This window comes from Mesorhizobium sp. LCM 4577 (assembly GCF_001854795.2).
GTDB classification, from domain to species: Bacteria; Pseudomonadota; Alphaproteobacteria; order Rhizobiales; family Rhizobiaceae; genus Mesorhizobium; species Mesorhizobium plurifarium.
The window spans coordinates 1-23,242 of the sequence record NZ_MDDU01000014.1 but is presented as its reverse complement, the minus strand read 5'-3'; the positions used below and the strand labels follow the sequence as shown (position 1 = coordinate 23,242).

At 60.0% G+C, this 23,242-nt stretch carries 12 protein-coding genes and 7 pseudogenes; 8 read left to right on the top strand and 11 right to left on the bottom strand.

What is annotated here, in order from left to right; translation table 11 throughout:
• Positions 1-19 precede the first annotated feature (19 nt).
• Both istA and istB (LCM4577_RS17665) read left to right on the top strand, forming a co-directional pair.
• Positions 20-1,768: pseudogene (gene istA / locus LCM4577_RS17670) on the top strand (IS21 family transposase).
• Positions 1,746-2,512 (top strand): annotated as a pseudogene (gene istB, locus LCM4577_RS17665) (IS21-like element helper ATPase IstB). Before istA ends, istB (LCM4577_RS17665) begins: the two co-directional pseudogenes overlap by 23 nt.
• Here istB (LCM4577_RS17665) and LCM4577_RS17660 read toward each other — a convergent pair.
• The 5 genes and pseudogenes from LCM4577_RS17660 to LCM4577_RS17640 all read right to left on the bottom strand — a co-directional run bounded on the left by LCM4577_RS17660 (position 2,466) and on the right by LCM4577_RS17640 (position 8,560).
• On the bottom strand, positions 2,466-2,696 hold the full coding sequence (locus LCM4577_RS17660) for a hypothetical protein (protein WP_338012038.1): 231 nt from the start codon (positions 2,694-2,696) through the stop codon (positions 2,466-2,468). The pseudogene istB (LCM4577_RS17665) and the gene LCM4577_RS17660 sit on opposite strands and share 47 nt — an antisense overlap.
• Before the next feature lie 284 nt (positions 2,697-2,980).
• Positions 2,981-4,003, bottom strand: a pseudogene (locus tag LCM4577_RS17655) (M24 family metallopeptidase).
• A 287-nt stretch (positions 4,004-4,290) separates the two neighbouring features.
• Positions 4,291-5,361, bottom strand: coding sequence for a GlxA family transcriptional regulator (locus tag LCM4577_RS17650; RefSeq protein WP_083354756.1), 1,071 nt, complete (start codon positions 5,359-5,361; stop codon positions 4,291-4,293).
• Between the two features lie 304 nt (positions 5,362-5,665).
• Positions 5,666-7,069 carry an aspartate aminotransferase family protein gene (locus tag LCM4577_RS17645; RefSeq protein WP_071072566.1) on the bottom strand — a complete coding sequence of 468 codons (1,404 nt, stop codon included), beginning with the start codon at positions 7,067-7,069 and terminating at the stop codon, positions 5,666-5,668.
• Between the two features lie 12 nt (positions 7,070-7,081).
• The gene (locus tag LCM4577_RS17640; protein WP_071072657.1) at positions 7,082-8,560 is read right to left on the bottom strand and encodes an NAD-dependent succinate-semialdehyde dehydrogenase; all 1,479 of its coding nucleotides are present in this window, start codon (positions 8,558-8,560) and stop codon (positions 7,082-7,084) included.
• 636 nt (positions 8,561-9,196) lie between these two features.
• Here LCM4577_RS17640 and LCM4577_RS17635 point away from each other — a divergent pair.
• The 5 genes and pseudogenes from LCM4577_RS17635 to LCM4577_RS17615 all read left to right on the top strand — a co-directional run bounded on the left by LCM4577_RS17635 (position 9,197) and on the right by LCM4577_RS17615 (position 16,423).
• Positions 9,197-10,411 (top strand): M24 family metallopeptidase, encoded by a 1,215-nt coding sequence (locus tag LCM4577_RS17635; protein ID WP_371410055.1) that lies wholly within the window; start codon positions 9,197-9,199, stop codon positions 10,409-10,411.
• A gap of 525 nt (positions 10,412-10,936) precedes the next feature.
• Positions 10,937-12,136: pseudogene (locus LCM4577_RS17630) on the top strand (IS256 family transposase).
• Positions 12,137-12,841: 705 nt separating this feature from the next.
• Complete coding sequence (locus LCM4577_RS17625; RefSeq protein WP_071072564.1) at positions 12,842-15,316, top strand: FAD-dependent oxidoreductase; 2,475 nt, start codon at positions 12,842-12,844, stop codon at positions 15,314-15,316.
• 156 nt (positions 15,317-15,472) lie between these two features.
• Entirely contained in the window at positions 15,473-16,258 is a 786-nt protein-coding gene (locus tag LCM4577_RS17620) for a lyase family protein (protein ID WP_071072562.1), read from the top strand.
• Between the two features lie 6 nt (positions 16,259-16,264).
• Positions 16,265-16,423, top strand: coding sequence for a hypothetical protein (locus LCM4577_RS17615; RefSeq protein ID WP_338012036.1), 159 nt, complete (start codon positions 16,265-16,267; stop codon positions 16,421-16,423).
• A gap of 49 nt (positions 16,424-16,472) precedes the next feature.
• Here LCM4577_RS17615 and LCM4577_RS17610 read toward each other — a convergent pair.
• The 4 genes and pseudogenes from LCM4577_RS17610 to LCM4577_RS17595 all read right to left on the bottom strand — a co-directional run.
• A pseudogene (locus LCM4577_RS17610) lies at positions 16,473-16,722 on the bottom strand (amidophosphoribosyltransferase); the annotation flags it as partial.
• 253 nt (positions 16,723-16,975) lie between these two features.
• A pseudogene (locus LCM4577_RS17605) lies at positions 16,976-17,777 on the bottom strand (IS630 family transposase).
• Positions 17,778-18,085: 308 nt separating this feature from the next.
• Positions 18,086-18,669: pseudogene (locus tag LCM4577_RS17600) on the bottom strand (transposase zinc-binding domain-containing protein); the annotation flags it as partial.
• Positions 18,670-18,681: 12 nt separating this feature from the next.
• A complete protein-coding gene (locus LCM4577_RS17595; RefSeq protein WP_071072560.1) occupies positions 18,682-19,542 on the bottom strand; it encodes a site-specific integrase in 861 nt (286 codons plus the stop codon).
• Between the two features lie 725 nt (positions 19,543-20,267).
• On the opposite strand from LCM4577_RS17595, the gene ltrA reads away from it, so the two are divergent.
• Entirely contained in the window at positions 20,268-20,984 is a 717-nt protein-coding gene (gene ltrA, locus LCM4577_RS17590; RefSeq protein ID WP_116390089.1) for a group II intron reverse transcriptase/maturase, read from the top strand.
• 610 nt (positions 20,985-21,594) lie between these two features.
• Here ltrA and istB (LCM4577_RS17585) read toward each other — a convergent pair.
• On the bottom strand, positions 21,595-22,452 hold the full coding sequence (gene istB, locus LCM4577_RS17585; protein WP_071072558.1) for an IS21-like element helper ATPase IstB: 858 nt from the start codon (positions 22,450-22,452) through the stop codon (positions 21,595-21,597).
• Positions 22,452-23,242, bottom strand: a 791-nt coding sequence (locus tag LCM4577_RS17580; RefSeq protein WP_071072556.1) for an IS21 family transposase, incomplete at its 5' end; no start/stop codon positions are given. The genes LCM4577_RS17580 and istB (LCM4577_RS17585), both read right to left, overlap by 1 nt.

The following is a 23,242-nucleotide window of genomic DNA, read 5'->3' as shown; positions in this document are numbered from 1 at the left end:
CCGCAAGGGGGACCGGGAGTTGAACGTCTTGAAGGCACATCTGCAAAGCACCGTACTGACGCTACTTGATCGCAACACCAGCCAACGCGAGATTCAAAGGCTGACGGGGGTCGATCGCAAGACGATACGGCGTTACCAGGCACAGCGGGACGGTGCGGAGGTAAATTCCCCCGGGCAAGTGACCACCGGCTCGGCAAGCGCGGAGGACCAAATTCCTCCACCCCGACCACCGGCTTCTGGAGTGTCGGGAGCGACGGTCACCAGCAGCCTGGCCCGGTCGGCCTGCGAACCGCATCGGACGTGGATCGAAGACCAGGTCCGCCTGAAACGGAATGCGCAAGCGATTTACCAGGACTTGGTCGATCAATTTGGCTTTCCGTCCAGCTACCAGAGCGTCAAGCGGTTTGTGCGCACGTTGCGACACAGCGATCCAGAGCAGTTTGATCGCCTTGAATTCCTTCCCGGCGAGGAAGCCCAGGTCGACTATGGCGAGGGCGCGCTGACGATCGATCCCAAGAGCGGCCGATATCGCCGGCCCCGCCTGTTCGTGATGACGCTGCGCTATTCGCGGCGCAGCTTCCGGCGAGTGGTCTGGAAATCCAGCCAGCAAGTCTGGGCGCAGCTTCACGAAGAGGCATTTCGATATTTTGGCGGGGTGGTCAGTTATGTCGTCCTCGACAACCTGAAGGAAGGCGTCCTCAAGCCCGATCTGTACGAACCCGAGCTCAATCCGATCTACAGTGCGATGCTGGCCCATTACGGCGTCGTCGCCGACCCGGCCCGCGTGGCGGACCCCAATCGGAAGGGGAGCGTCGAAAACGCGATTCAACATACCCAGGGCACCGCGCTGACCGGACGGCGCTTCGAGACGCTGGAAGCCCAGAACGAGTTCTTGCGGCACTGGGAGGAAAACTGGGCTTCCAAGCGCATCCACGGCAGCACTCGTCGTCAGGTCGAGGCCATGTTCCAGGAGGAAAAGCCGCACCTGCGGCCACTGCCTATCGCACCCTTCCGCATGTTCACTGAAGTGGTTCGGACCGTCTGCGACGACACCACCGTTCGCGTCGACAACAGCTTTTACGCCGCGCGGCCGGCGCTCATCGGCAGTCAGGTCAACGTGCGCGTCTACGCTTCCACGATCGAGATCCGTGATCGCCACACCCATGCGCTGCTGCGCGTTCATTCCCGGATGACGCACCCCGGTTCTGTCGTCCTGCCGACCGACGAACGGCCGTTCAATCCCTCGCGGCAAACCGCCGTGCTGCTGGCGAACGCCGGTCGCATCGGTCCCCAAACCAGGGCGCTGTGACAACACATGTTCGATGCCGAGGGACGCCCCGGACAGCGCGCAATGTGGGGCATTGTCGGGCTGAGCCGGAAATATCCGACACGGCTGGGCGAGCAAGCCTGTGCTCATGCCATCAGCAACGGCATCTACCGTTACAGGCACGTACGCGCGACTGTCGAGCGGCTGTTCGAGCAGGCGCTGGAACAGGTTGAAGAAGCTCCACAGCCGGCCTCGCAGCTCACCCAGGATCATCCACTGATCCGCGCCCCCGCGGAATATGGCGACCTCTTCAGCCGAGCTGCGCGACACGATGCCGGCAACGATGGCGCCCAGGCCGACGCCCACGACGACCGTGCCCCTGCGATCCACGCTCGTGGCGCCTGCGCAACCCCGACCAGCTTCGGCGCCACGAGCGCTGCCGCTGCGCCTTCTCACCTCAAACTGGAGACCCAATCCCATGATGACCATACCCGAAATTGAACGCTGCCTGCGACAGCTGCGCCTTTCGGGCGTCCGCGACACGCTGCGGACGCGCGTGTTGCAGGCGCAGGGCGCAAACCAACCCTTCCTGGAAACCTTCTCCTTGATCCTGCAGGACGAACTGGACCGTCGCCAATCCCGACTTATCGAGCGGCGATATCAGCAATCCGGGCTCGATGAAAAACTGACGCTCGCCAAGTTCGACCGGTCCTTCAATCCCAAATTGCCGCGCCAAACCTGCTTCCAGCTCCACACACTGGCGTTCGTTGCCGCCGGCGAGAACGCCCTGCTCGTCGGCAAACCCGGCACCGGGAAATCCCACATCGCCAAGGCGATTGCCTATCAGGCGATCCTGCACAGCCACAAGGTCCAGTATCTCGAGACCGACGACTTCTTCCACCGCCACGCTCTGAACGCCCCCGCGCAACGCGAGGCCCGGATGCGAACAATCATTGACTGCGATCTCCTCGTGCTGGACGATCTGTTCCTCGCACGCGCCATCCCCGCCGACGCCGGCGCGTGGCTGCAGACCCTGATCCATCAGCGCTACAAACTGCGCCGCAGCGTCATCGTCACCTCCAATCGGGTGGTGCAGGACTGGGGCACGTACCTGCGAGACACCACCATGAGCACGACGATACTCGATCGGCGATGCATCATTGCCATCTGCTTGAGTTCGATGGCCGCAGCTATCGCCTCAAAGAAGCCGCTGAAGCCCTTGCCCGGGAAACAAAGTCAAACTAACAAATCCACTTCCTGTCCTGCCTTGCAGGTGGGGGAGTTTGACTGAACCCAACCGGGGGAATTTGAAGTGACCTGCGGGAAAGATGATTCTGACGATGCCGCTAAACGACTGCTTCTGGCGCTCCAGAAGAACGCTGGCCGCATAGCCCATCGCTGTATGAGCGTCCTGGCCGCAGGCATGCATGACGCCCGGACGCTCGGAGCTGAACGGCACGCCCGGGGTTCCAGTGATCGTAGCGCGTCGATGTCGGCGCGGATCACGATTTTGCGGTTCGAGGGACCGGCGGCACCTACGACATCGACGGCCTGATCGAAGCCTGCCACAGGCCTGATTCCGCTTAACCCGGCCTCTTGAGATAGGCCTGCGTCTCGCGCTCTTCGTTCGAGAGCTCCAGATTGCGGTGGAGGTGGCGGCGGATCTCGATCATCCTGCGCTCCAGCGCGGCATCCATCAATCCATTGCCGGTTTCAGAGTTTGGCGTGGATCTCTCGCGGGAAGCTGGTGAGCGTCTCGCAGCCGTCGGCGGTGACGATGATCGTTTCGCTCACTTCGATCCCCCAGCTATCCGCTATCCATCCACATACCGAGGATGGAATGAAGGACGTTGCCCGACTTCAAAATCGTCTTGTCGCCCTGGCGCAGGCTGATCGTGTGCTCACCCCAGTCTGGCGGATAGGCGGCTCCGATCGAATAGCCGATGCGGGACTCCTTCTTCAGGCCGTAGCGCTGGATGACCTTGCGCCAGGTCGCCTCGACGTCTTCCGCCACAACACCAGGCTGTGTAGCAAGGACGGCCTTCATGCCTTCGAGCACGGCCTTGCCGGTGTCGCCGACCTTGGCAGGCATCGCGCCTAGCTGAAGCGTCCGCGCCAGCCCTGCGGCGTAGCGGCGCACAACCCCGGCGAGTTCGAGTGCGACGATTTCGTTGTCGCCAAAGCGGCGGTGCACATGATGTGCGGTGCCGAGGCGTTTTCGCCACCCAATATGGTCGGCCGCAGGGCGGTGATGTCGCCAGCGAAATCCCGCGAGCCGGCTATCTGGGCGGCCTGCATCTTGGCGATGGCGTCGCACTCGCGCACGCCCGGCGCTGCGGATCAAGTTCACCAGAAGGTCGGCATCGTGGAAGATTGCATTGGAGGCCCGCGGTTAGCCGCGCATGCGCCTTCGGGGAATAGTAGTGGGCCTCGAGCTCGATGGCTATATTGCCGCGCCCCCAGCCCTTCCGTTCAATCCAGGCGGCAATCCCATTCCGTCGGATGGCGGTCGGCGCGATGGACATGATCTTCCGGGAAGCCGACGACGTTCTCGGGCTTCATCCACGCCGTCAGCACCCGCCAGCGGCATCCATGGCGCGACCGAACCAGACCGGCTCCTCGTCGGCGAGTGCACCAGGACCATTTGCGGCGTGCAGAAACGACCAGCCGTCGGTGATGTAGTGCTGGTTGGCGACATCGTTCACCATCAGCAAGGTCAAGGTTGCGGCGCGCCATTTCGGCGCGGACGCCGGAAAGCCTGCTGCGGTATTAGCTGAGCGCAAAGGGCAATTGGATCGTACGGAATCATCCTATTCTATCGTGATGCCCGAGTTCTATCGTGGCCGAGTGTGTTCACTTAACGCCATGCGAGTAAACAGGCTGGGCCGACCCGGCTTACAACGGGGCATTGGAGAAGTGCTGGTATAAGCCGGACCAGTTCGAACTCTGGTCCCCCCCGGGCTGGTTATTCTGACAGCAAATGGAGCGCCATACTCTATCTAGAGAAACAATGCGGCGCTCTCCTAGTGGCAGTTAGGCCTTCTTTCGTTACTTAGCCTCCGATCGATTTGCCGGGTTCTATTTTCCGACCCGTCCGACCGCACTATCTCTCGTTGGTAAACTGGCAATCGTGATTGATGCGGCGCGCATCCGTACGCGTCGCGATACGATTTTGAGAAATGCGATGCAGAGACAAAGCCGCAAGCCATCGCGATTTCGACGACTGGCAGGCGCGAGCTGATGAGCAGCAGGTGCGCACGTTCCAGACGAAGATCCAAATAGTAGCGGCTCGGAGAACATCCCAATTCCCGCCTAAACAGCCGCTCGATTTGACGGCGGGAAAGGCCGGCTAGTCCCACAAGCTCGTCCAATAGCAGTGGCTCCGCGAGGTTTGCCTCCATCTTGTCGATTATCTTGATAACTGCTTGATGGTTTAGTCGCACTCGAGAATGGATAGGCAAACGTTGGCGGTCACCCGCAGAACGGGTCCTATACGCGATGGCCTTTTCGCAAATGCGATTGACGACTATCGTCCCATGGTCGTGGTCAATCAAATCTAGAAACATGTCAAAGGGAGCATCTCCCCCGGCGCAGGTATACAGGTCCCCATCCCGCTCGAAGGCGGTTTGAGTGGCACTTACGCCGAGAAAACGCTCCGAAAATATAGGAAATTGTTCCCAGTGAACCGCGCAACGCCGCCCTTCTGCAAGTCCGGCTCGAGCGAGCACAATCGTGCCGCTACTTATCCCTACAAGGCTGCTGCGACGATTGCGACACTCTCGTAACCAGGCTTCAAGCTGTTTGTGTGGGCGAGGAGCATTCTGACCGCCGACGACAACGACGGCCGGTGCCGAGATTAATCGACGACTCTTTTCACGTTCGAAGGACAACGACGATCCGGTGCATGCCAACAACCCGCAACTTGAGGCCACGGGCTCCCCGTCGTCTGAAATGACCTGCCACCTATACACGTCCCGCCCCAACACTTCGTTGGCGAGTCTCAACGCTTCTACAGCCGACGAGAAGGCCTGGAGCGAAAAGGCCGGCAGGAGGTAAAAGCAAAAATTTCGGCATGTGGACTGTGAGTCTAGCATCCCCGGGTTCCCTTTCTCCTAGCCTGGTCTGTCGTGCTTCCCACGGCATCATGCKAACTGCGCGACTACTCCTTCGTTGGGGACCAGAGCAGCATGCAAAATGGCTATCGAACCTGTTCGACAGCATTCTGGCGAAAAAACCGTGCTAGCTGCGTCGAAAGCTCGATCGCGCCGGATTCCAGAGCGGGGCTGAGCTCCGCTCTCGGGCGCTTTTTTCCGGCGCCGGCCCACCGCGCCTCGCCATCGGGTGATCGCTCGATAGAGCGGTGTGTCCTGACACCCTCAAGCCCGGCAGCCGTTCGCCTCAGATGTACAGCCCATCTCGCGTGAGCTCATCCATAACGATGCGCACTGCACTTTCTGCGATGCCAACGATTTCTTCGACCTCAGCCTTGGTTGTCACCAAGGGAGGAGCGAAGCCCAGAATGTCACCATGCGGCATGGCGCGAGCGATAAGCCCGCGTTCACGCGCCGCCTTGGAAATTCGTGCACCTACCTTGAGGGCGGGATCAAAACGCCTCTTTTTGTCCCGATCGGTCACGAACTCGATTGCGCCCATGAGGCCGACGCCGCGCACTTCGCCGACGATAGGCAACTGCGCGAATTTTTGCTTCAGCAGCGCTTGGAAAAATGCACCGACCTCGCGAGCGTTCCCCGGGAGGTCTTCTTTCTCGACGATGTCCAGTACCGCGTTGGCCGCGGCAGCCCCGATCGGATGACCTGAATAGGTGTAACCGTGCGAGAATGCGCCTACCCTGTCCGCCCCGTCCTCGAGGACCTTGTAGATCTTTTCACCGACGAGTGCCGCGGAAAGGGGGAAATAGGCCGACGTAAGACCCTTTGCGATCGTGACGAGGTCTGGTTCTATACCGTAGTGATGCGAGCCGAACATGGAGCCAGTCCGACCAAAGCCGGTGATGACTTCATCTGCAATGAGCAGTACATCGTGTTTTTTGAGCACGGCTTGGACTGCTTCCCAGTAGCCTTCCGGAGGAGGCGTGATGCCGCCAGTGCCGAGCACCGGCTCGCCGATGAAGGCGCCAACATCGTCCGGGCCTAGGCGTTCGATCAGCTGATCAAGTTCCTCGGCGCGCCGCGCTGAAAATTCGCGTTCGCACTCACCAGGGTTGGCGCCCCAGTAGTGATGTGGAACACCGGTGTGAACGATCTGCGAGAGCGGCAGGTCCATATGGTCGTGATAGAAGCTCATGCCCGTCATTGAGCCGGACACGACGCTGCACCCGTGATAGCCGCGTTCACGCGAGATGATCTTTTTCTTGTTCGGCTTGCCCCGTAGATTGTTGTAGTACCAGACAAGCTTGGCCTGGGTCTCGTTCGCATCCGAGCCGGACAWGCCATAGAAGACCTTGCTCATCTTGCCCGGCGCCATCTTTACGAGGCGATCGGAAAGGATTGCGAGCTCGTCCGTTGTGTGGGCAGCGTAGGAATGGTAGTAGGCCAGACGGAAAGCCTGGCGGGAAATCGCCTCGGCGACTTCGGTGCGGCCATACCCGACGTTGACGCAATAAAGGCCGGCGAATCCGTCGATTAGTCGGTTGCCATGCGCATCTTGGATGCGAATGCCTTCACCCGTCTCGATGATGGTCGGATCACCAAGCTTGCCGGTGGCAAAATCCTTCAGTTGCGTGAAAGGATGCAGGACAGCGTTTCTATCCTTCTCGCTGATATCCTTGATGTCGATAGTCATACGGCTTTCCTTTTAGTCTGCGATGTTACTGATGCACACGTATTTGGGTTCGAGATATTCGGTGATACCATGTCTTGAGCCCTCGCGGCCGAGGCCAGATTGCTTCCACCCGCCGAACGGTATGGGAGCGCCGGTGAATTTCGGGGTGTTGACCGCGACCATGCCGTACTCCAACTGATCGGTCACCCGCATGGCGCGGTTCAGATCTCTTGTGTAAACGTAAGCCGCAAGGCCCATTTCCGAATTGTTAGCTCGCGCAACCACTTCCGCCTCTCTATCGAACGGAAGGACTGCAGCCACCGGCCCAAAGGTCTCTTCCTTGGCGATCAGCATGCCGTCCGTGACGTCGGCGAGAACAGTCGGGGTCACGAAATTTCCCCCGAGAGGACTGTCCTGTCCACCAACAACGATGCGGGCTCCGGCACAAAGAGCTTCAGAAATCTGTCGCCTGCACTTTTCGACGACAGATGGTTTAGTCATTGGGCCAATGTGGACACCGGGTTCGAATCCGTTCCCGACTTTCAGTTTGCTGGTGGCCTTCGCGAATTCGTGCACAAAGCGCTGATAACTTCCCCCCTGGACATAGATCCTGTTGGCTGCCAGGCAGTCCTGACCGGACGTGGCGAATTTGGCTGCCATGCATCCAGCTACGGCAGTCTCCAAAGGGGCGTCATCGAAAACGATAAAAGGAGCATTGCCGCCGAGCTCAAGTGAAGCCTTCCTCAGGGTTTTTGCCGACTGCTCGAGCAAGACCCGACCGACCTCGGTCGAGCCAGTGAAGGAGAATGCCCGCACATCGCTGTGATCCAATAGCCGTTTTGCGAGCGGGGCAGCCTCTCCCGTGATCACTTGAAACACGCCGGCGGGAACTCCCGCGTCCTCGGCAAGACGAGCAAGCGCCAGAGCTGACAAGGGCGTTTCCGGGGCCGGCTTGACAATCATGGTGCAGCCGGCAGCCAGCGCGGCTCCTGCTTTTCTGGTGATCATCGCCGACGGAAAGTTCCAAGGGGTGATAGCGACCGTCACTCCGACCGGCTGCATCTGCACAGAGAGTCGGCTTCTCGCAAGATGGCTCGGGATGGTCTCGCCATATGCCCGCTCACCCTCCGCTGCAAACCAGTCAAGAAAACTAGCGGCATATGAAATCTCACTGCGCGCCTCGGTCAATGGCTTGCCTTGCTCGGCAGTCATGATCGCGGCAAGGTCTTCCGCATTCTCGCGCATACCTGCGGCCCATTTCCGCAGGTGCGCGCCGCGTTCCGAAGGAAGAACATCGCGCCATCGTTGAAATGCGGTGATCGCGAAGCTGACTGCAGTATCTACATCGGATCTCTCACAGGCTGCCACCTGGGCCAGTTCCTCGCCAGTAGCCGGGTCCACGACCGAGATTGTTTCAACCTTTGATAGCCAAGCGCCATTCACATAGGCGCATTTTTGCAGAAGGTTCTGCCGTTTGAGCCTCTTTAATGCTGCGGTCGCGGAACCTTTCATGTGTAACTCCATATCGGCTGCTCGTCTTCACCAAACTAGTGCCACGACTGCGAGGATTGGCAGCGCTGTGTTGCGCTGCCAGGACGTTCTCCTGCGAATAATGAGGTTCTGCTGAGTTTTTCGCCGTCTGCTCTCCCCGCTTGCTTTTATGGACCATCAAAGGAGGTGGCATTCGTACCAGTCTACGCATGGGCGACGACAGCGACGCGTCAAGTCTCGAGCGCGGCGTAGCTGGTAAGTTTCGTCGACCGCGCTGTGGCCGGGTGTGCCGGACACGTATATTCCGCAGTATGCACGGCCCAGTTGTAGTGGCGCTTCGTCATCCAAGAGTGCATCACTCAAAGAACGATCCGGGCGACCCGGTGAGTGAACTTCATTCGAGAGGTCGCTCTGAGCGATCGTCGCGATGGATCTGGAAATCTGAGGTGCCAAACCTACGCTCGCACCTCCTCCCTTGCTGCCGGCGCAAGAAGAGCCGCGGTCGCGGCGCCAAAGTCTCTCACAACGGGAAGCCAAACTGCGCGCAAGACGCCAAAAACGCAGGTTTTCTGCGGCTGGCCCGCTGGGTACGCGCCAAGTAGTCCTGGGAGGCATGCTATGTTGTTTCGATTAGTACGGATGGCATTAGCAGAATGCTTGGCCGATCTAGGTGCAGAGGACGACTACGAAATGACGTATCAGAAACCCTTTCTGCCTGCGGAGTACCAACGCCGTGTTCATGACGTGAAGACACGGATGGAGCAAGCAGGACTGGACCTATTAATCTGCCAAGATCCCGCAAATATGTGTTGGCTGACCGGTTACGACGCCTGGTCCTTCTACACGCCCCAAGTTGTCCTACTGCACCTGCAATCAGAATCGCCGATGTGGATTGGACGGCTGGTTGACGTAAACGGTGCTCATGCTACGACGGATCTGCCTGCTGAGAACATCATCAATTTTTCCGATGACCGACTCCATCATGTGGAGCTGCATCCCTACGACGAAGTCAGCGAAATCATAAAATTACGTGGATGGGGATCCGATCGCATAGGGGTCGAACTCGATGCGCATTTCTATACTGCGCGAGCACACCAGCACCTTGTTAAAGGGCTTCCAAATGCAAAGTTCTCCGACAGCCGCGGACTGGTTAATTGGGCGAGACTAGTTAAATCCGACGCTGAACTCGTTTATATGAGAGAAGCGGGCCTGATTGTCAGCCACACCATGCGAACGGCGATCGAAAATCTGAAGCCGGGAGTCCCGGAGTACGAAATCGTCGCTCAGATTTACGCCTCTCAAACAAGAGGTGTTGGCGGAAAATACGGCGATTATACTAGCCTTTGTCCGTTGATTCAGGTTGGCGAAAAGACGAACGCTCCGCACCTCACGTGGTCGGATGAACCATTGCCGTCATCGGGACTGATTCTCTTGGAAGTTGCGGCAGCGAGACGTCATTATCATGCGCCGCTAACGCGTACCATTTATATGGGAAAGCCACCCGCAGAGGTCAGGCATCTTGCCAATGCCATAGTGGAAGGTGGCGACGCTGTACTCGAAATGGCAAAGCCCGGTGTAGTCGTCGACGAGGTGAATGCCGTCTGGCATAGCGTTCTCAACCGCCATGGGTACACCAAGAAAGGCCGCTCCGGGTACTCAATTGGCATGAATTTTCCGCCGGACTGGGGCGAACGTACCGTGAGCATTCGCGCCGGAGAAAAGACTGTGCTCCAGGCGGGCATGTGCTTCCATTTCCAATCTGGGGTCARGCCGCCTGCGTTCGGAGCCGCAATATCGGAGTCGATTGTTGTTACCGAAAAAGGTGGCGAGCGGCTAGCTGATGTTGCCCGCGAGTTGATAGTCGTGAACTAGCTGACAGCTTAGCATAATCGGATTGGGAAGTTTCACTGATGTGCTTTTGTGCTCTGCTTCCCAATCCTCGTCCCATCTCTCCCAGCGGTTTCAGGCGCTGAGTTTCCGCAGTAGGCGCGGCGCCGAGCAACCTGGGAGACGCGAGCCGCCCGCGCTGTTCGTCGCCGTCCACCTATCCAGCAAGCGCTACGGGCCGGCGAGTCGAAGACCGCATTGATTTGCCTCTGCGCAGACCAAGGCCGATTAACGGACAGATGGGTATATTTGTCGCCGGGGACAGTCGTCGCGCTCGACAGGCGGGCCGTCGAGAATTTGTGCGCAAGGCGGCTCTTCCCGGCCTGTCGAAGCTTCCACTTGAAGAGGAGCGCGGGTCGTGTCCCATTAGGTGGTGTAGCTGCGGGTTATGAAGCCGCTCGCGAGCGCGCCGTTAGTAGCGCCGTAGCGAGTGAGCGGCCTGTCGGTGGTCATCGGCGCTTTCCGGTAGGGTTTGGTTGTTGACGCCAACCCATTTCGGAAGGACCACCGATGACCGACGACATGATGAACCTGCGCACGCTCGTGGAGAAGACCCCGGATGCCGATCTGCTGCGCGAGATGATCGGCTTTGCCGCCGAGCGGCTGATGGAGTTGGAGGTGGGCGCGGCCACCGGTGCCGGCTATGGCGAGAAGACCCCGCTGCGGCTCGCTCAACGCAACGGCTACCGCGACCGGGACTGGGAGACGCGGGCCGGCACGGTCGAACTGCGCATCCCGAAGCTCAGGAAGGGAAGCTACTTCCCGGGTTTCCTCCAACCGCGCCGCATGGCCGAGAAGGCGCTGACCGCCGTCATCCAGGAAGCCTATGTGCAAGGCATCTCGACCCGGTCGGTTGACGACCTGGTCAAGGCGATGGGCATGAGCGGCATCTCCAAGAGCCAGGTCTCGCGGCTGTGCGAGGAGATCGACGGCAAGGTGAAAGCCTTCCTCGAGCGGCCGATCGAGGGCGATTAGCCATACTTGTGGATCGATGCCACTTACCTAAAGGTGCGCCGCGGTGGGCGCATCGTATCGGTCGCCGTCATCATCGCCGTCGGCGTCAACGCAGACGGCCGGCGCGAGGTGCTTGGCATGGAGATCGGCGCCTCGGAGGCCGAGCCGATCTGGACCGAGTTCCTGCGCAAGCTGACACGTCGCGGCCTGCGCGGCGTCAAGCTCGTCGTCTCAGACGCACATGAAGGTCTCAAGGCGGCCGTCACCAAGGTGCTGTGCGCCACTTGGCAGAGATGCCGCGTCCACTTCATGAGGAACGTGCTGGCGCACGCCGGCAAGAGCGGCCGCAGGGTCGTCTCGGCCTTCATCGCCACCGCCTTCGCCCAGGAAACGCCCGAGGCCGCGAGCACCCAATGGCGCGCCGTCGCTGATCAGATCCGGCCCAAGGTCCCTAAGCTGGCGACAATCATGGATGACGCCGAGCCCGACGTGCTGGCCTATATGACCTTCCCGAAGGAACATCGCGCCAAGCTCCACTCGACGAATCCGATCGAGCATCTCAACGGCGAGATCAAGCCACGCACCGAGGTCGTCGGAATCTTCCCGAACGACGATGCGATCGTGCGCCTCGTCGGGGCGCTGCTGCTCGAACAGAATGATGAATGGGCCGTCCAGCGAGCCCGCTATATGACCCTTGAGACGATCAGCCAGATGAGCGATGATCCCCTGATCAGCCTGCCAGCCGTGGCGCGCTGATCAGCCCGGCCCATGCCGGAGTGCGCGGCGACCAATGCCGCCAGCTACACCACCCCGCGGGACATGATCCGAGCGCGTTGGGTGTGTTGGTATTAAGCCGCTCATGTGGCAGTCTGCTCGCCCCTTCATTCCTCAGTTGCTCCACCTCCTTTGGCGCCGCCGGTTAAGGTGCCCGGCTGGATTTGATAGCCCATTGCGGACGAGACCTTCATTTCTGATCTGCACCCAGACCGCGTCAACGCAGAGCAAGCGAAATTCAAATGCGGACCTAATGTACCATCTGCAAAGACCGCGTCGCTACTACCCTCAATAGATCCGCCGACTGGTCGGCTCGTTCTAGAGCTTCCGGAGGCTCGGCCAAGCGGCGAGGGTGGTCCCCAACCGTCTGCGTCGAGGACCGAGTCGGGAAGAAGGTGCAGGATACGATTGGACATGCCGTGCAAGGCATTATACTGGGTTTGATTGCCGCCGCGCCGCCCACGGGCGCAATAATTCAGCGCTGAACTTGAGTAATATGCAGAATGGCACCGTTTTTGCGTCCCATTAGCAGGCTCTCCGCGAGCTCCGCCCCTTAGTCTGTTCCAAAATAATCGATATCTGAATCGTGGGCCGGAAATGCGCGGAAACGCTGCCATAGAAGCTCAATCTGGCTAAACAGGTTGACCCCTTGCCGCTTGCATCGAGTGAAACCGAAAAAGGATACATATGATTACGAATCCGCCCTTCCGTCCTCATGAGGTACCCACTCGCCACCACGAGATTCTCATAGTTGGTGGAGGCATTGCGGGAGCAAGTATTGCCTTTCACCTTGCAAAGAACGGTAAGAAGGACGTTGCGCTTCTGGAGCGCAACAGCCTTACGTCCGGAACAACTTGGCACGCTGCTGGTTTGATCATGCAGACGCGTGGCACCCACGCGCTAACGGAGATCGCAAAGTATAATGCAGAACTCTACTCCGCTCTGGAGGCCGAGACCGGGCAAGCTACCGGATTCAAACGAAATGGCACGCTCGGGGTCGCCAGAACCAAAGAGCGCCTATACGAAACCGCTCGCAACGCATCGATCGCCAAGAGTTTTGGCCTTGAGGCCAATATTATCTCGCCGAGCGAGGCGAAAAAGCTCTATCCGGCGCTTAACGCCTCGATCATCGAAGGTGCAGTCTTTATTCCGGGCGACGGCCAAACCAATCCTGTTGACACTTGCATGGCGCTAGCACTTGGTGCCAAGAAAAACGGCGTAAAAATCGCCGAAAAAGCGGAAGTGACCGACCTCTGGTGTACAGCAGATGGGCACTACCAAGTTCGGACTAATGACGGAGTTGTTGAAGCTGAAATTCTCGTACTTGCGTGTGGGCTTTGGACCAGAGAACTTGCGTCGAAGTTGGGGGCACGAATTCCGATATACGCGGCAGAGCACTTTTATGTAGTGACCGAAGCCATGGATTTCGTGACGCCCACCTTGCCAGTGCTGCGCGACACCGATGGGCATGTGTATCTTAAGGAAGATACAGGAAAGCTCTTGGTTGGTGCCTTCGAGCCTTGGGGAAAACCTTTGCCGATGGGGAAGCTTCCGAAGGACACCGCCTTCATCGAGCTTCCGGAAGACTGGGAGCACTTTGAACTGCCGATGACCAAGGCGATAGAAATTGTCCCTGATCTCGCGAACGCCGGCATTGCTAAATTTTTCAACGGTCCGGAAAGTTTCACCCCCGACCTTCTGTTCATGATCGGTGAAGTTCCTGGATTGAAAAACCTTTACGTTTCTACGGGTTATAACTCAGAGGGCATTGAATTCGGCGCAGGAGCCGGGCGAGCTCTGGCAGAGTGGATCATCGCGGGCGAGCCTCAAATGGACATCAGCTTCGTTGATGTCGCCCGATTTCATCCCTTCCAGGTCAACAAGCGATATTTGCACGATCGCACAGCCGAAGTGCTGGGCCTTCACTACAAGATGCACTGGCCAGCCTACCAGCCTGAGACATCCCGAGGGGTTCGCAAAAGCGCGCTTCACGACCGGTGGGCGAGGCTTGGAGCCAGCTTTGGTGAAGGAATGGGATGGGAGCGTCCCATGTGGTTCGCAGGCGAGGGGGAGTCGACCAAAAACATCTACTCCTACGACGAGCCGAACTGGTTCAAGTATGTCAGTCAGGAGTGCAAGGCTGCCCGCAACGATGCTATCTTGTTGGACCAAAGCTCTTTCGGCAAACATCTGGTTCAGGGTCGCGACGCCTGCCGCTTCCTCCAGTGGCTTTGCGCCGGCAATGTAGATGTTGCTGTGGGGAAACTGGTGTATACCCACATGCTCAATGAAAGGGCCGGGATAGAAACGGATATCACCGTAAACCGCTTGTCGCAGACGGAGTTCCTAGTTATCTCCTCAGCGACCGTCCATCCCAGGGATAAGGCATGGATTTCAAAGCATATTACCGATGAATGGAACGTCACGGTAACTGATCTGACATCCGGGTACGCGGTCCTTTCATTGCAAGGCCCGCGATCGCGCGAAATCCTATCCCTGGTAACGGATACAGATCTGGCCAACTCGGCCTTCCCATTCGCCACCAGTCAGGAAATTGACATCGGGTATGCTCGCGTAATAGCCAATCGACTGACTTACGTCGGAGAGCTTGGTTGGGAGTTTCATATTCCAACCGAGATGGCACAGCACGTGTTTGACGTTGTTTGGGAGGCCGGCCGAGCGTATGGCCTCAAAGCCGCAGGATACCACGCGCTTGAACATCTGCGGTCTGAGCGTGCCTACCGAGAATATCAGCTTGACCTTACACCAGTTGACACGTTGCTTGAAGCTGGCCTTGGATTTACAGTTGACTGGAATAAACAAGGCGGATTTATCGGAAAAGAGGCGTTGACGTCTCAGAAAAATGCCGGGCCGCTAAAAAAACGACTGGTATCATTCAAGCTTCGCGATCCGAATCCGGTTCTCTTCCATGAAGAGCTTATCCGCTGCGACGGCAAGATCGTCGGGTATATTTCCTCTGGCGTGAAGAGCTTTACAATCGGAACTTCAATCGGACTGGGCTATGTGAACCATCCCGCCGGTGTCACGAAGGACTTGATCGAGAACAGTCGGTGGGAAATCGAGATCGCCGGCAAGCTCTACGAAGCAGACGCATCTCTGCGGGCGTTTTTCGATCCAAATGGGGATCGGGCAAAGCAATAGGTGTGCGCAGCTATGGAAGCGGAAGCCCCCCATCCCAGGTAGTTCCGCCCCGCAACCACTTTCGAAGCCGGGCGAGCTCACTCTCATTCTGGCGTGGAGCTTCAACTGACACGCACCTTCGACCAGATGCGGCGGTGAAATGACGAGGTAATCATCGTGACGAAAGGTTCACAAATCGAGCGCATTGAGAAAGATCCGCTCGGGTCGGTGGGCATTCCGGTCGATGCCTACTACGGCCCGCGGACGGCGCGGGGCATTGCCAACTTCCCGATTTCGGGGATGCGGATCAGCCATTTCCCGAACCTCATCAAGGCGCTTGCCTATGTGAAAATGGCAGCGGCCCGCGCCAACGCCGCGCTCGACGATCTGGACAAGCAGAAGGCAGACATCAATCTGTCAGGTCTGCGACGAAATCGCGACAGGCATGCATCTTGGCGAATTCCCCCTCGATGTATTTCAGGGCGGTGCCGGTACCTCGACCAACATGAACATCCGATGCTGCGGGAAGATGTAGCCCGGCACGGTGAGATTGCCAGCTTCTTCCATGAAATCAACCTCGGAGGCACGGCGATTGGCACGGGCATCAATACGAACCCCGACTATCAGCCGGCAGCTGTCGCGGAGTTGCGTGCGATTGCCGGCCTGCCCATCGTCTCGGCCGGTAATTTGATCAAAGCCTGCTGGGATACCGGCGCTTTCGTGCTCTTCTCGGGAATGCTGAAACGGACGGCCACGAAACTGTCGAAGATCTGCAACGATCTGCGGCTGCTTTCCAGCGGGCCGCGTGGGGGCTTCAACGAAATCAATTTGCCAGCCCTTCAGCTCGGCTCCTCTATCATGCCCGGAAAGGTCAACCCTGTGGTGCCGGAGGTGGTCAATCAGGTCGCCTTCCAGATCATCGGTTACGATCTCACGATCACTCTTGCCTCCGAAGCAGGGTAGCTGCAGTTGAACGTGATGGAGCCGGTGATCGCCCACAAAATACTGCACTCGCTTGAGCTTCTCACCAATGCCGTCGATGTGCTGCGCACGAAGTGCGTCGTGGGCATTACAGCCAATGCAGAGAATTGCCACAGACATCTCGAAGCCAGCACCGCCGTGCTGTGAGCGGGCAGCGGAGCTTGCCAAGCAGGTCTTGTCCTCGGGTAAGACGATCCACGTTGCTCAGCCCTGGTCCGCCCGCGGTGGCGTAGCGGGTGTGGCCGATGGCGCGCGTGCCCTTCAGCCGGTCGAGGACCGGCTGCTTGGTAAAGGTGTCGCCGATCAGGCCGACATGACGTTCGACGTGGAACTGCCTGCCGTCATAGGAGGACAATGCCCGCCGCCTCCTGACCCCGGTGCTGCAGGGCATGCAAGCCGAGGGTGACGATAGTGGCCGCATCCAAGGGGCCAAAGAATCCGAATATGCCGCATTCGTCATGAAAATGATCGTCGGCTCCGCATAGAAGAGTTCATCTGCCTCAAACATTTGTCATGATCATTATCGGAAGCACAAGATGAGGTAAGCTGTCGTCTTCGCCTGAATCGGACCATGGGCGCCGAAGTTGGCTGCGAAGTTCCTCTGCCGGCAAATCCGTCCAATGCATCAGCCTCTTGCCGCATCGGAGGTCAGAGATGATCATCCGGCATCTGCTAGGTAATATCTAGAGCATCGGACGTTCATGTGAGTCCATATCCGGCGGCTGAGAAGTAATTTCTGCATTCTGTTGGGGAGAACAGATTGCAGATGTCGCCGATGGCCTTCCAAAGGGCGTTGTGGGCGGCGAGGTTGTCGAGGATGACAACATCGCCCTTTGCCAGCGGGGCAAGCTGTGTCACGACATAGGTCTCGAAGATGCGCCGGTTCATCGGGGCGTCGACGACGGTGCGGTGAGCCCATGACAGCGTAGCCCGGCGATGAAGGTCTGGGTCTTCCAATGTCCGAACGGCGCCTTCGAGCGCAGCCGTCGACCCTTGCGGCAACGCCCGCGCAGGCGTGTCATCTTGGTCGTGGTTCCGGTCTCATCGATGAATACCAGCCTATGCGGCTCAACTCGCATCCGGGGCTGGCGCTTGGTGCGCCATTCTTGCCGCGCCTTGCTGATGTCGGGACGATCTTGCTCGCCGGCCAGAAGCGTTTTTTTGAAGCTGTAGCCATTCCTGATCAACCACCGCGAGATCGAGGCGGGAGCCACCTCGACGCCGGCAGCAGCGGCCAGTTCGGCCGCCAGCTCAGGCATGGTGATGTCGTCCTTCTCGGCCACGCGGCCCGACAGAAACGCACGATGCGGGTCGAGCTTGGAATGGCGACGCCCACCACTCCGCTTGGGCGCCAAGCTGCCGTCGCATGGTAGTTCCTCATCAGGATAACGACGAACGACACCGATACCCCGAAATGTGCCGCAGCCGCGTGCCGCGAATGACCGCCCTCTACAAACCGCACTACGCGTTCACGCAGATCGAGCGTATAGGGCTTGGGCATCGCAAATCACCTCCTGGCGGGAGTGAATCACGAATCAGCCCTTACCGGAATCTGGAGGCTTCTGTGAGGTCCGCGGGCACGACGGAGCGGCCGGGTTGGCTGTCGGACCTCATTGCAAGCCGGATTGAACGGAGTCGCGGGCAGGACTGGCGCTATGGGGATTGTAGCCCGGAGCTGTGGCCGGGATAGTCTTCGCCGGAATGATCAAGGGCCGTCGGGATGCAATGACGGCAAAGGACGCTGCGACGGGGGGCGGCATCTTGATGGCGGGTGCCGTCGGACAGGCTGTGGTGCCTTCTATGAGGCTGGCGAAACAGGCGTGACAGGACGCGCACCGGAAGGAAGAACCCTGGCCGACAGGAGACCCAGCGCGAGCCGTCGGGCGAGACGCCACCGCCCGGCACGATGCAATGGATGTGCGGATGGTAGTGCAGGTTCTGCCCCCAGCTGTGCAGCACCGCGATGAGGCCGATCTCGGCGCCGAGATGTTTGGAATCGGCGGCGATCGTGCGTAGCGTCTCGGCCGCAGTCCTGAACAGGATGGCATAAACCACCGCCTTGTTCTGGAAGGTGATCGCGGCGACCTCGGCCGGCAACGTGAACACGACGTGTAGGGAACCGGCAGGAGTTCGGCCTCGCGTGCGGCGAGCCAGTCGCGGCAGGCCTGTCCCTGGCATTTTGGGCAATGCCGGTTGCGACAGGAGTTGTAGGCCACGCGGATCGCCCCGCAGGATCGGCAACCCTCGACATGGCCGCCGAGCGCGGCCGTCCGGCAGAGCTCGATCGCGCTCATCACACGCCGCTCGACACGTCCGAGATGGCCGTCATGAACCTGCCGATACGCCTCGCCGTGGCGGCGGAAGATATCCGCCACCTCCAGTCTCGCCGACATGGGCGGAACCGGTCAGCCCGGCGGCACCACTTCAATGTTCAGCCTGTCGAGCGGGCTCGTCGTGCGCCGGATGAGGCCGTTCGAGACCTTGGTGTAGCGTGCTGTCGAGGAAAGATTGTTGTGGCCAAGCAGCACCTGGATGATGCGGATATCGGTGCCGTTCTCGAGCAGATGCGTGGCGAAGGAGTGCCTGAGCGTGTGCACCGTCACCCGCTTGTCGATGCCGGCGGCGGCGCGCGCCGAGCGGCAGGCCGAATACAGCACCTGAACGTCGATGGGGCGATTGGGGTCGCGGCCGGGAAACAGCCAGCCCTGCGGCTTCGCCAGTCGCCAGTAGACCCGCAGGATCCGAAGAAGCTGCGCCGACAGCATCACGGTGCGGTCCTTGCCGCCCTTGCCGTGACGAACGAGTATGACGCCGCGGCCGCTGTCGATATCGCCGACCTTCAGCCCGACGGTCTCCGAGGCGCGAAGACCCGCTGCGTAGGCCGTCGTCAGCGCAGTGCGCGTCTTCAGGCTCGGCACTGCCTCCAGGAAGTGGACGACCTCGTCGGCGCTGAGAACCACCGGCAGCGTGCGTGGCGAGCGGGCATAGACGATCCGTTCCGGAATCTCGGCATGGCCGAGCGTCACGCCGTAGAAGAACCGCAACGCGCACACCGTCTGGTTCAGCGCCGGCCACGAGATCCCGGTCGAGACCAGATGCACCTGAAAGGCGCGGACATCTTCAAGGCCAAGGCGGTCAGGGGATCGGCCGAAATGGCGGGAAAACTTCGCCACCGCGTGCACGTAGGATCGTTGCGTGGCCGGCGACAGATTGCGGATCGTCATATCTTCGATCATGCGCCGGCGAAGAGGGCTCAACTCGGCCATCTCAGTGCTCCTGTTCCAAGATTGCGCTTCAACAGCCGCAATCCTTCAAAACAGAAGCCTCAACCGCAAACCGACCCGCCAAATGCCGCGTCAGCGGGTTCGTTGTGTGCCCAGCATGTTCAACCGCTTGGGGGTGAAAGTCCCCTAGCCAACCTGATGGAGGTGAAGGCTTAGCAAAGCGCAAGGGTATCACCGCGAGGTGGTGTCTGAAGGAAGCGTGGAGCAAAACCGCGATCTGACGAACAGAAACCGGATATGAGGCATCCCTGGCCGGACGAGCGGGCAACGAGTCGCGAAGTCCATATCCATCAAGGGGCAGGGCTGTAGATCCGGCAGGTGCGCGGGGAAGGCGATTGAACTTACCTGGGGAGGCCTGCGTCATGTTCCGAATTTGGAACTGAGGGAACCGCAAGGTGACCTGACCGCGGCGCAGGAGTCAGCAGAGGGCGTATTAGGTCAAGCCGTCGGCAAGGCTAGTGAGGCACTCCAAGGCCGAAAGGCGGAGCAAACGGATAGGCCGAGCCGGGAACGATGACCGAAGGCCCGAACGATTGGAAGTGGCAAGTAGGACTGGCAACTCATGAGTGGAAAGCGGCAGAAGACCCAGTATTCACTGGCTCTGGAACCGATGGACCGGGGTGAAGCCCCTGTCAGCGGATACCAAGGGGCCGAACCAACTCGTGGCGAAGCCAACACCCGAAAGCCCGGCTTGGACAGAACAACTAATGGAGAAGGTGTGTAACCGAGAGAATCTGGAAACAGCGTGGAAACGCGTTCGAAGCAACAAGGGCAGTCCGGGCGTGGATGGGATGACCATCGACGACGCCAAGGACTACCTGCGTGAGCAGTGGCCAAGCATCCGGTCTCGATTGCTCAAGGGAACCTACCAGCCGCAACCGGTCAAGCGGGTCGAAATCCCCAAGCCGGACGGCGGGATCAGAAAACTCGGCGTGCCTTGTGTCGTCGACAGGCTGATCCAGCAAGCCCTGCTGCAGGTTCTCCAGGAGCAGTGGGACCCGACGTTCTCCGAGCACAGCTACGGCTTCCGCCCGGGACGCTCCGCCCATCAGGCAGTAGCCCAAGCGCAATGCTACATTGCCGAGGGCTACAGCTATGTGGTTGACCTCGATCTCGAAAGATTTTTCGATCGAGTTAATCATGACAGCCTGATGGCGCGCGTCGCCGCAAGGGTGTCCGACAAGCGTGTGCTCAAACTCATCCGGGCATTCCTCAATGCGGGGGTGATGGAGGACGGTTTGGTCCGTCCGGTGGACGAGGGGACCCCGCAAGGGGGTCCGCTCTCGCCCCTCCTAAGTAACCTCGTGCTCGACGACCTCGACAAGGAACTGGCCCGACGGGGTCACTGCTTTTGCCGCTACGCGACGACTGTGTGCCACGAACGCACTGACAGCGATGGAGGTGCGGAACTGCACAAGAGATGAGGGCAGGTCCCTCGAAGCCGGCCGTCAGGGGCAGGCTTCAAACCACCGCAAGCTGCTTCGGTCAAAAGCCGTGGTGGTGAGCGTTGCGGAAAAGGCGGGACGTGATCCCGTCAGGTAGGGCTCAGAGAGACGAGCGAAAGCGAACCGCTGATGACGTGTCGAAAGCGTATGGATGATGTCGAAACCGGGGGGAAGTCGTTACCCCGGGATCAGTCTGGGGGATGGCCTGATTGCTGCCCAGACGGCATCCGGCATGAAGGCGGCGTGACTCGGAGCCAGGCTCTTGGGTGGAACGTGGGAACCTGTCGCCCCGATGCGAAGGGAAAAATCCAAGCAGGGGGTCCCTGCGAGGACGAAAGTACCGATGCGGGGCACAGGGACGGAGCAACCCGTAGTAGTGATGAAGGCGTTGTAATGACGCTGGAGCGAAGGGGTTGCGTTGTTCAGCTCTGGACAGGAGCCAACCGGAAACGGGAGGAGCTTCATGGATAGAGCAAAGCCGTTCGACATTCCGAAAAGGGAGGTGTGGGAAGCCTATAAAAGGGTCAGTGTCAAACGCCATCCGGAACTGCCCCCTTTGCGTCATGAAGAACTGCCCCCACCTTCGGGTTCATGATGTCGGTTGAAGGTTAGTTCCGTCGGTGACGGGCCGAAGGGAGGCGGAGCCGACCGGAGGCCTGTCACCGACGGGCGGCCTGATGAGGCCGCTGTTTCGCTTGGCGCGGAGCCGGTAGCTGTCGCCGCGGATGGTCAGCACGTGGCTGTGGTGCAAGAGCCGGTCGAGGATCGCGGTCGCGACCACCGGATCGGCGAACACGGTGCCCCATTCGGCTACGCTGCGGTTCGACGTGATCAGCATGGCGCCGGTTTCATAGCRCCGGCTGACCAGCTGGAAGAACAGGTGCGCCGCGTCGGGCTCCAGCGGCAGGTAGCCGAGCTCGTCGACGATCAGCAGCTTTGGTTTCGACAGCGCCAGCAGTTTCTCGTCTAGGCGCCGCTCGCCRTGCGCCTTGGCGAGGCCAGCGACCAGCGTCGTCGCCGTCGTGAACTGCGCTGTATATCCGGCCAGGATCGCCTCTCGCCCGAGCGCGATCGCCAAGTGCGTCTTGCCGACGCCCGGCGGGCCAAGCAGCAGCACGTTCTCCCCGTTGGCGATCCAGCGGGACGCGGCCAGGTCGCGGATCTGCTTGGGATCGATCGACGGCTGTGCCTCGAAGTCGAAGCCCGCAAGCTCCTTCACGGCCGSGAAGTGTGCGAGCTTCAGCGCCATCTCGATGCGGCGGTGATCCTTGCGCGCGATCTCACGCTCGCACAGCAGCATCAGCGTCTCGCGCATCGATAGGTTCGCGCGCGCCGCCTCGTCGAGCAAGCTGTCGAGCTGGTCGCGGATGCCGAAGAGCTGCAATCGCATCAGCATAGCGTCGAGCGGATCGATCGGTGCTTCGGTTGCTTTGTTTGCGCGCGCCATCAGAAGCCCCCTCCGATCGCTGCTTCGTATTCGGCAAGAGGACGCAACAACGAGGGCGCTTGCGACGACGCCGGCACCACCGATGCCGCAATCTCCGCTCGGCAGACAGCGCCATTGCGACCGGCAACCCCGTCGAGGTGGGTGGAATCGACGATCCGCAGACGGCGGCCCTGCGATWGCCTGTGGACCGCAACCTCGCRCATGCCATGACGGATGYRCACCTCGCCAGCCGCGACCGTCACTGCGACGCGCTCGCCGATCAACCGCCACGGCACCGAGTAGCTGTTGGTATCGACCTCGACGGCGCAATCGTTGCCGACGATGCGRCTCAGTTCGCGCAACAATCCGAACGACGGCCGCCCGCTGAGCGGCTTCAGACGGTGCGCCTCGTCACGCTCGAAGCGGACCATCGGCGCCTCGCCGGTCRTGCCGTGGATACGCGCGTTTGCCACCTCGCGCTCCCACCTGGCGAGATGCGCCTCGAATGCCTCCCAGCTCGTGAAGGAATGACCCGCGATTGCGTTCTTCTTCACATAGCCGACGCCGCTCTCGGTCTTGCCCTTTGTGCGCGCCCGATACGGCGCGCAGGCGCGAGGACGGAAGCCCCAATGCTTTGCGAACGCGATGAGCTTGTCGTTGAACTCAACCGACCGGCTCGCCGCGTCGTGGCGCACGACGAGCGCGCGCGGATTGTCCATCAGAACCTCCTCCGGCACGCCGCCGAAGGTCGTGAACGCGCTCTCGATCCCGGCGAACCAGTGCTCCTGCTTCTCGGCCCGGAACGCACGCA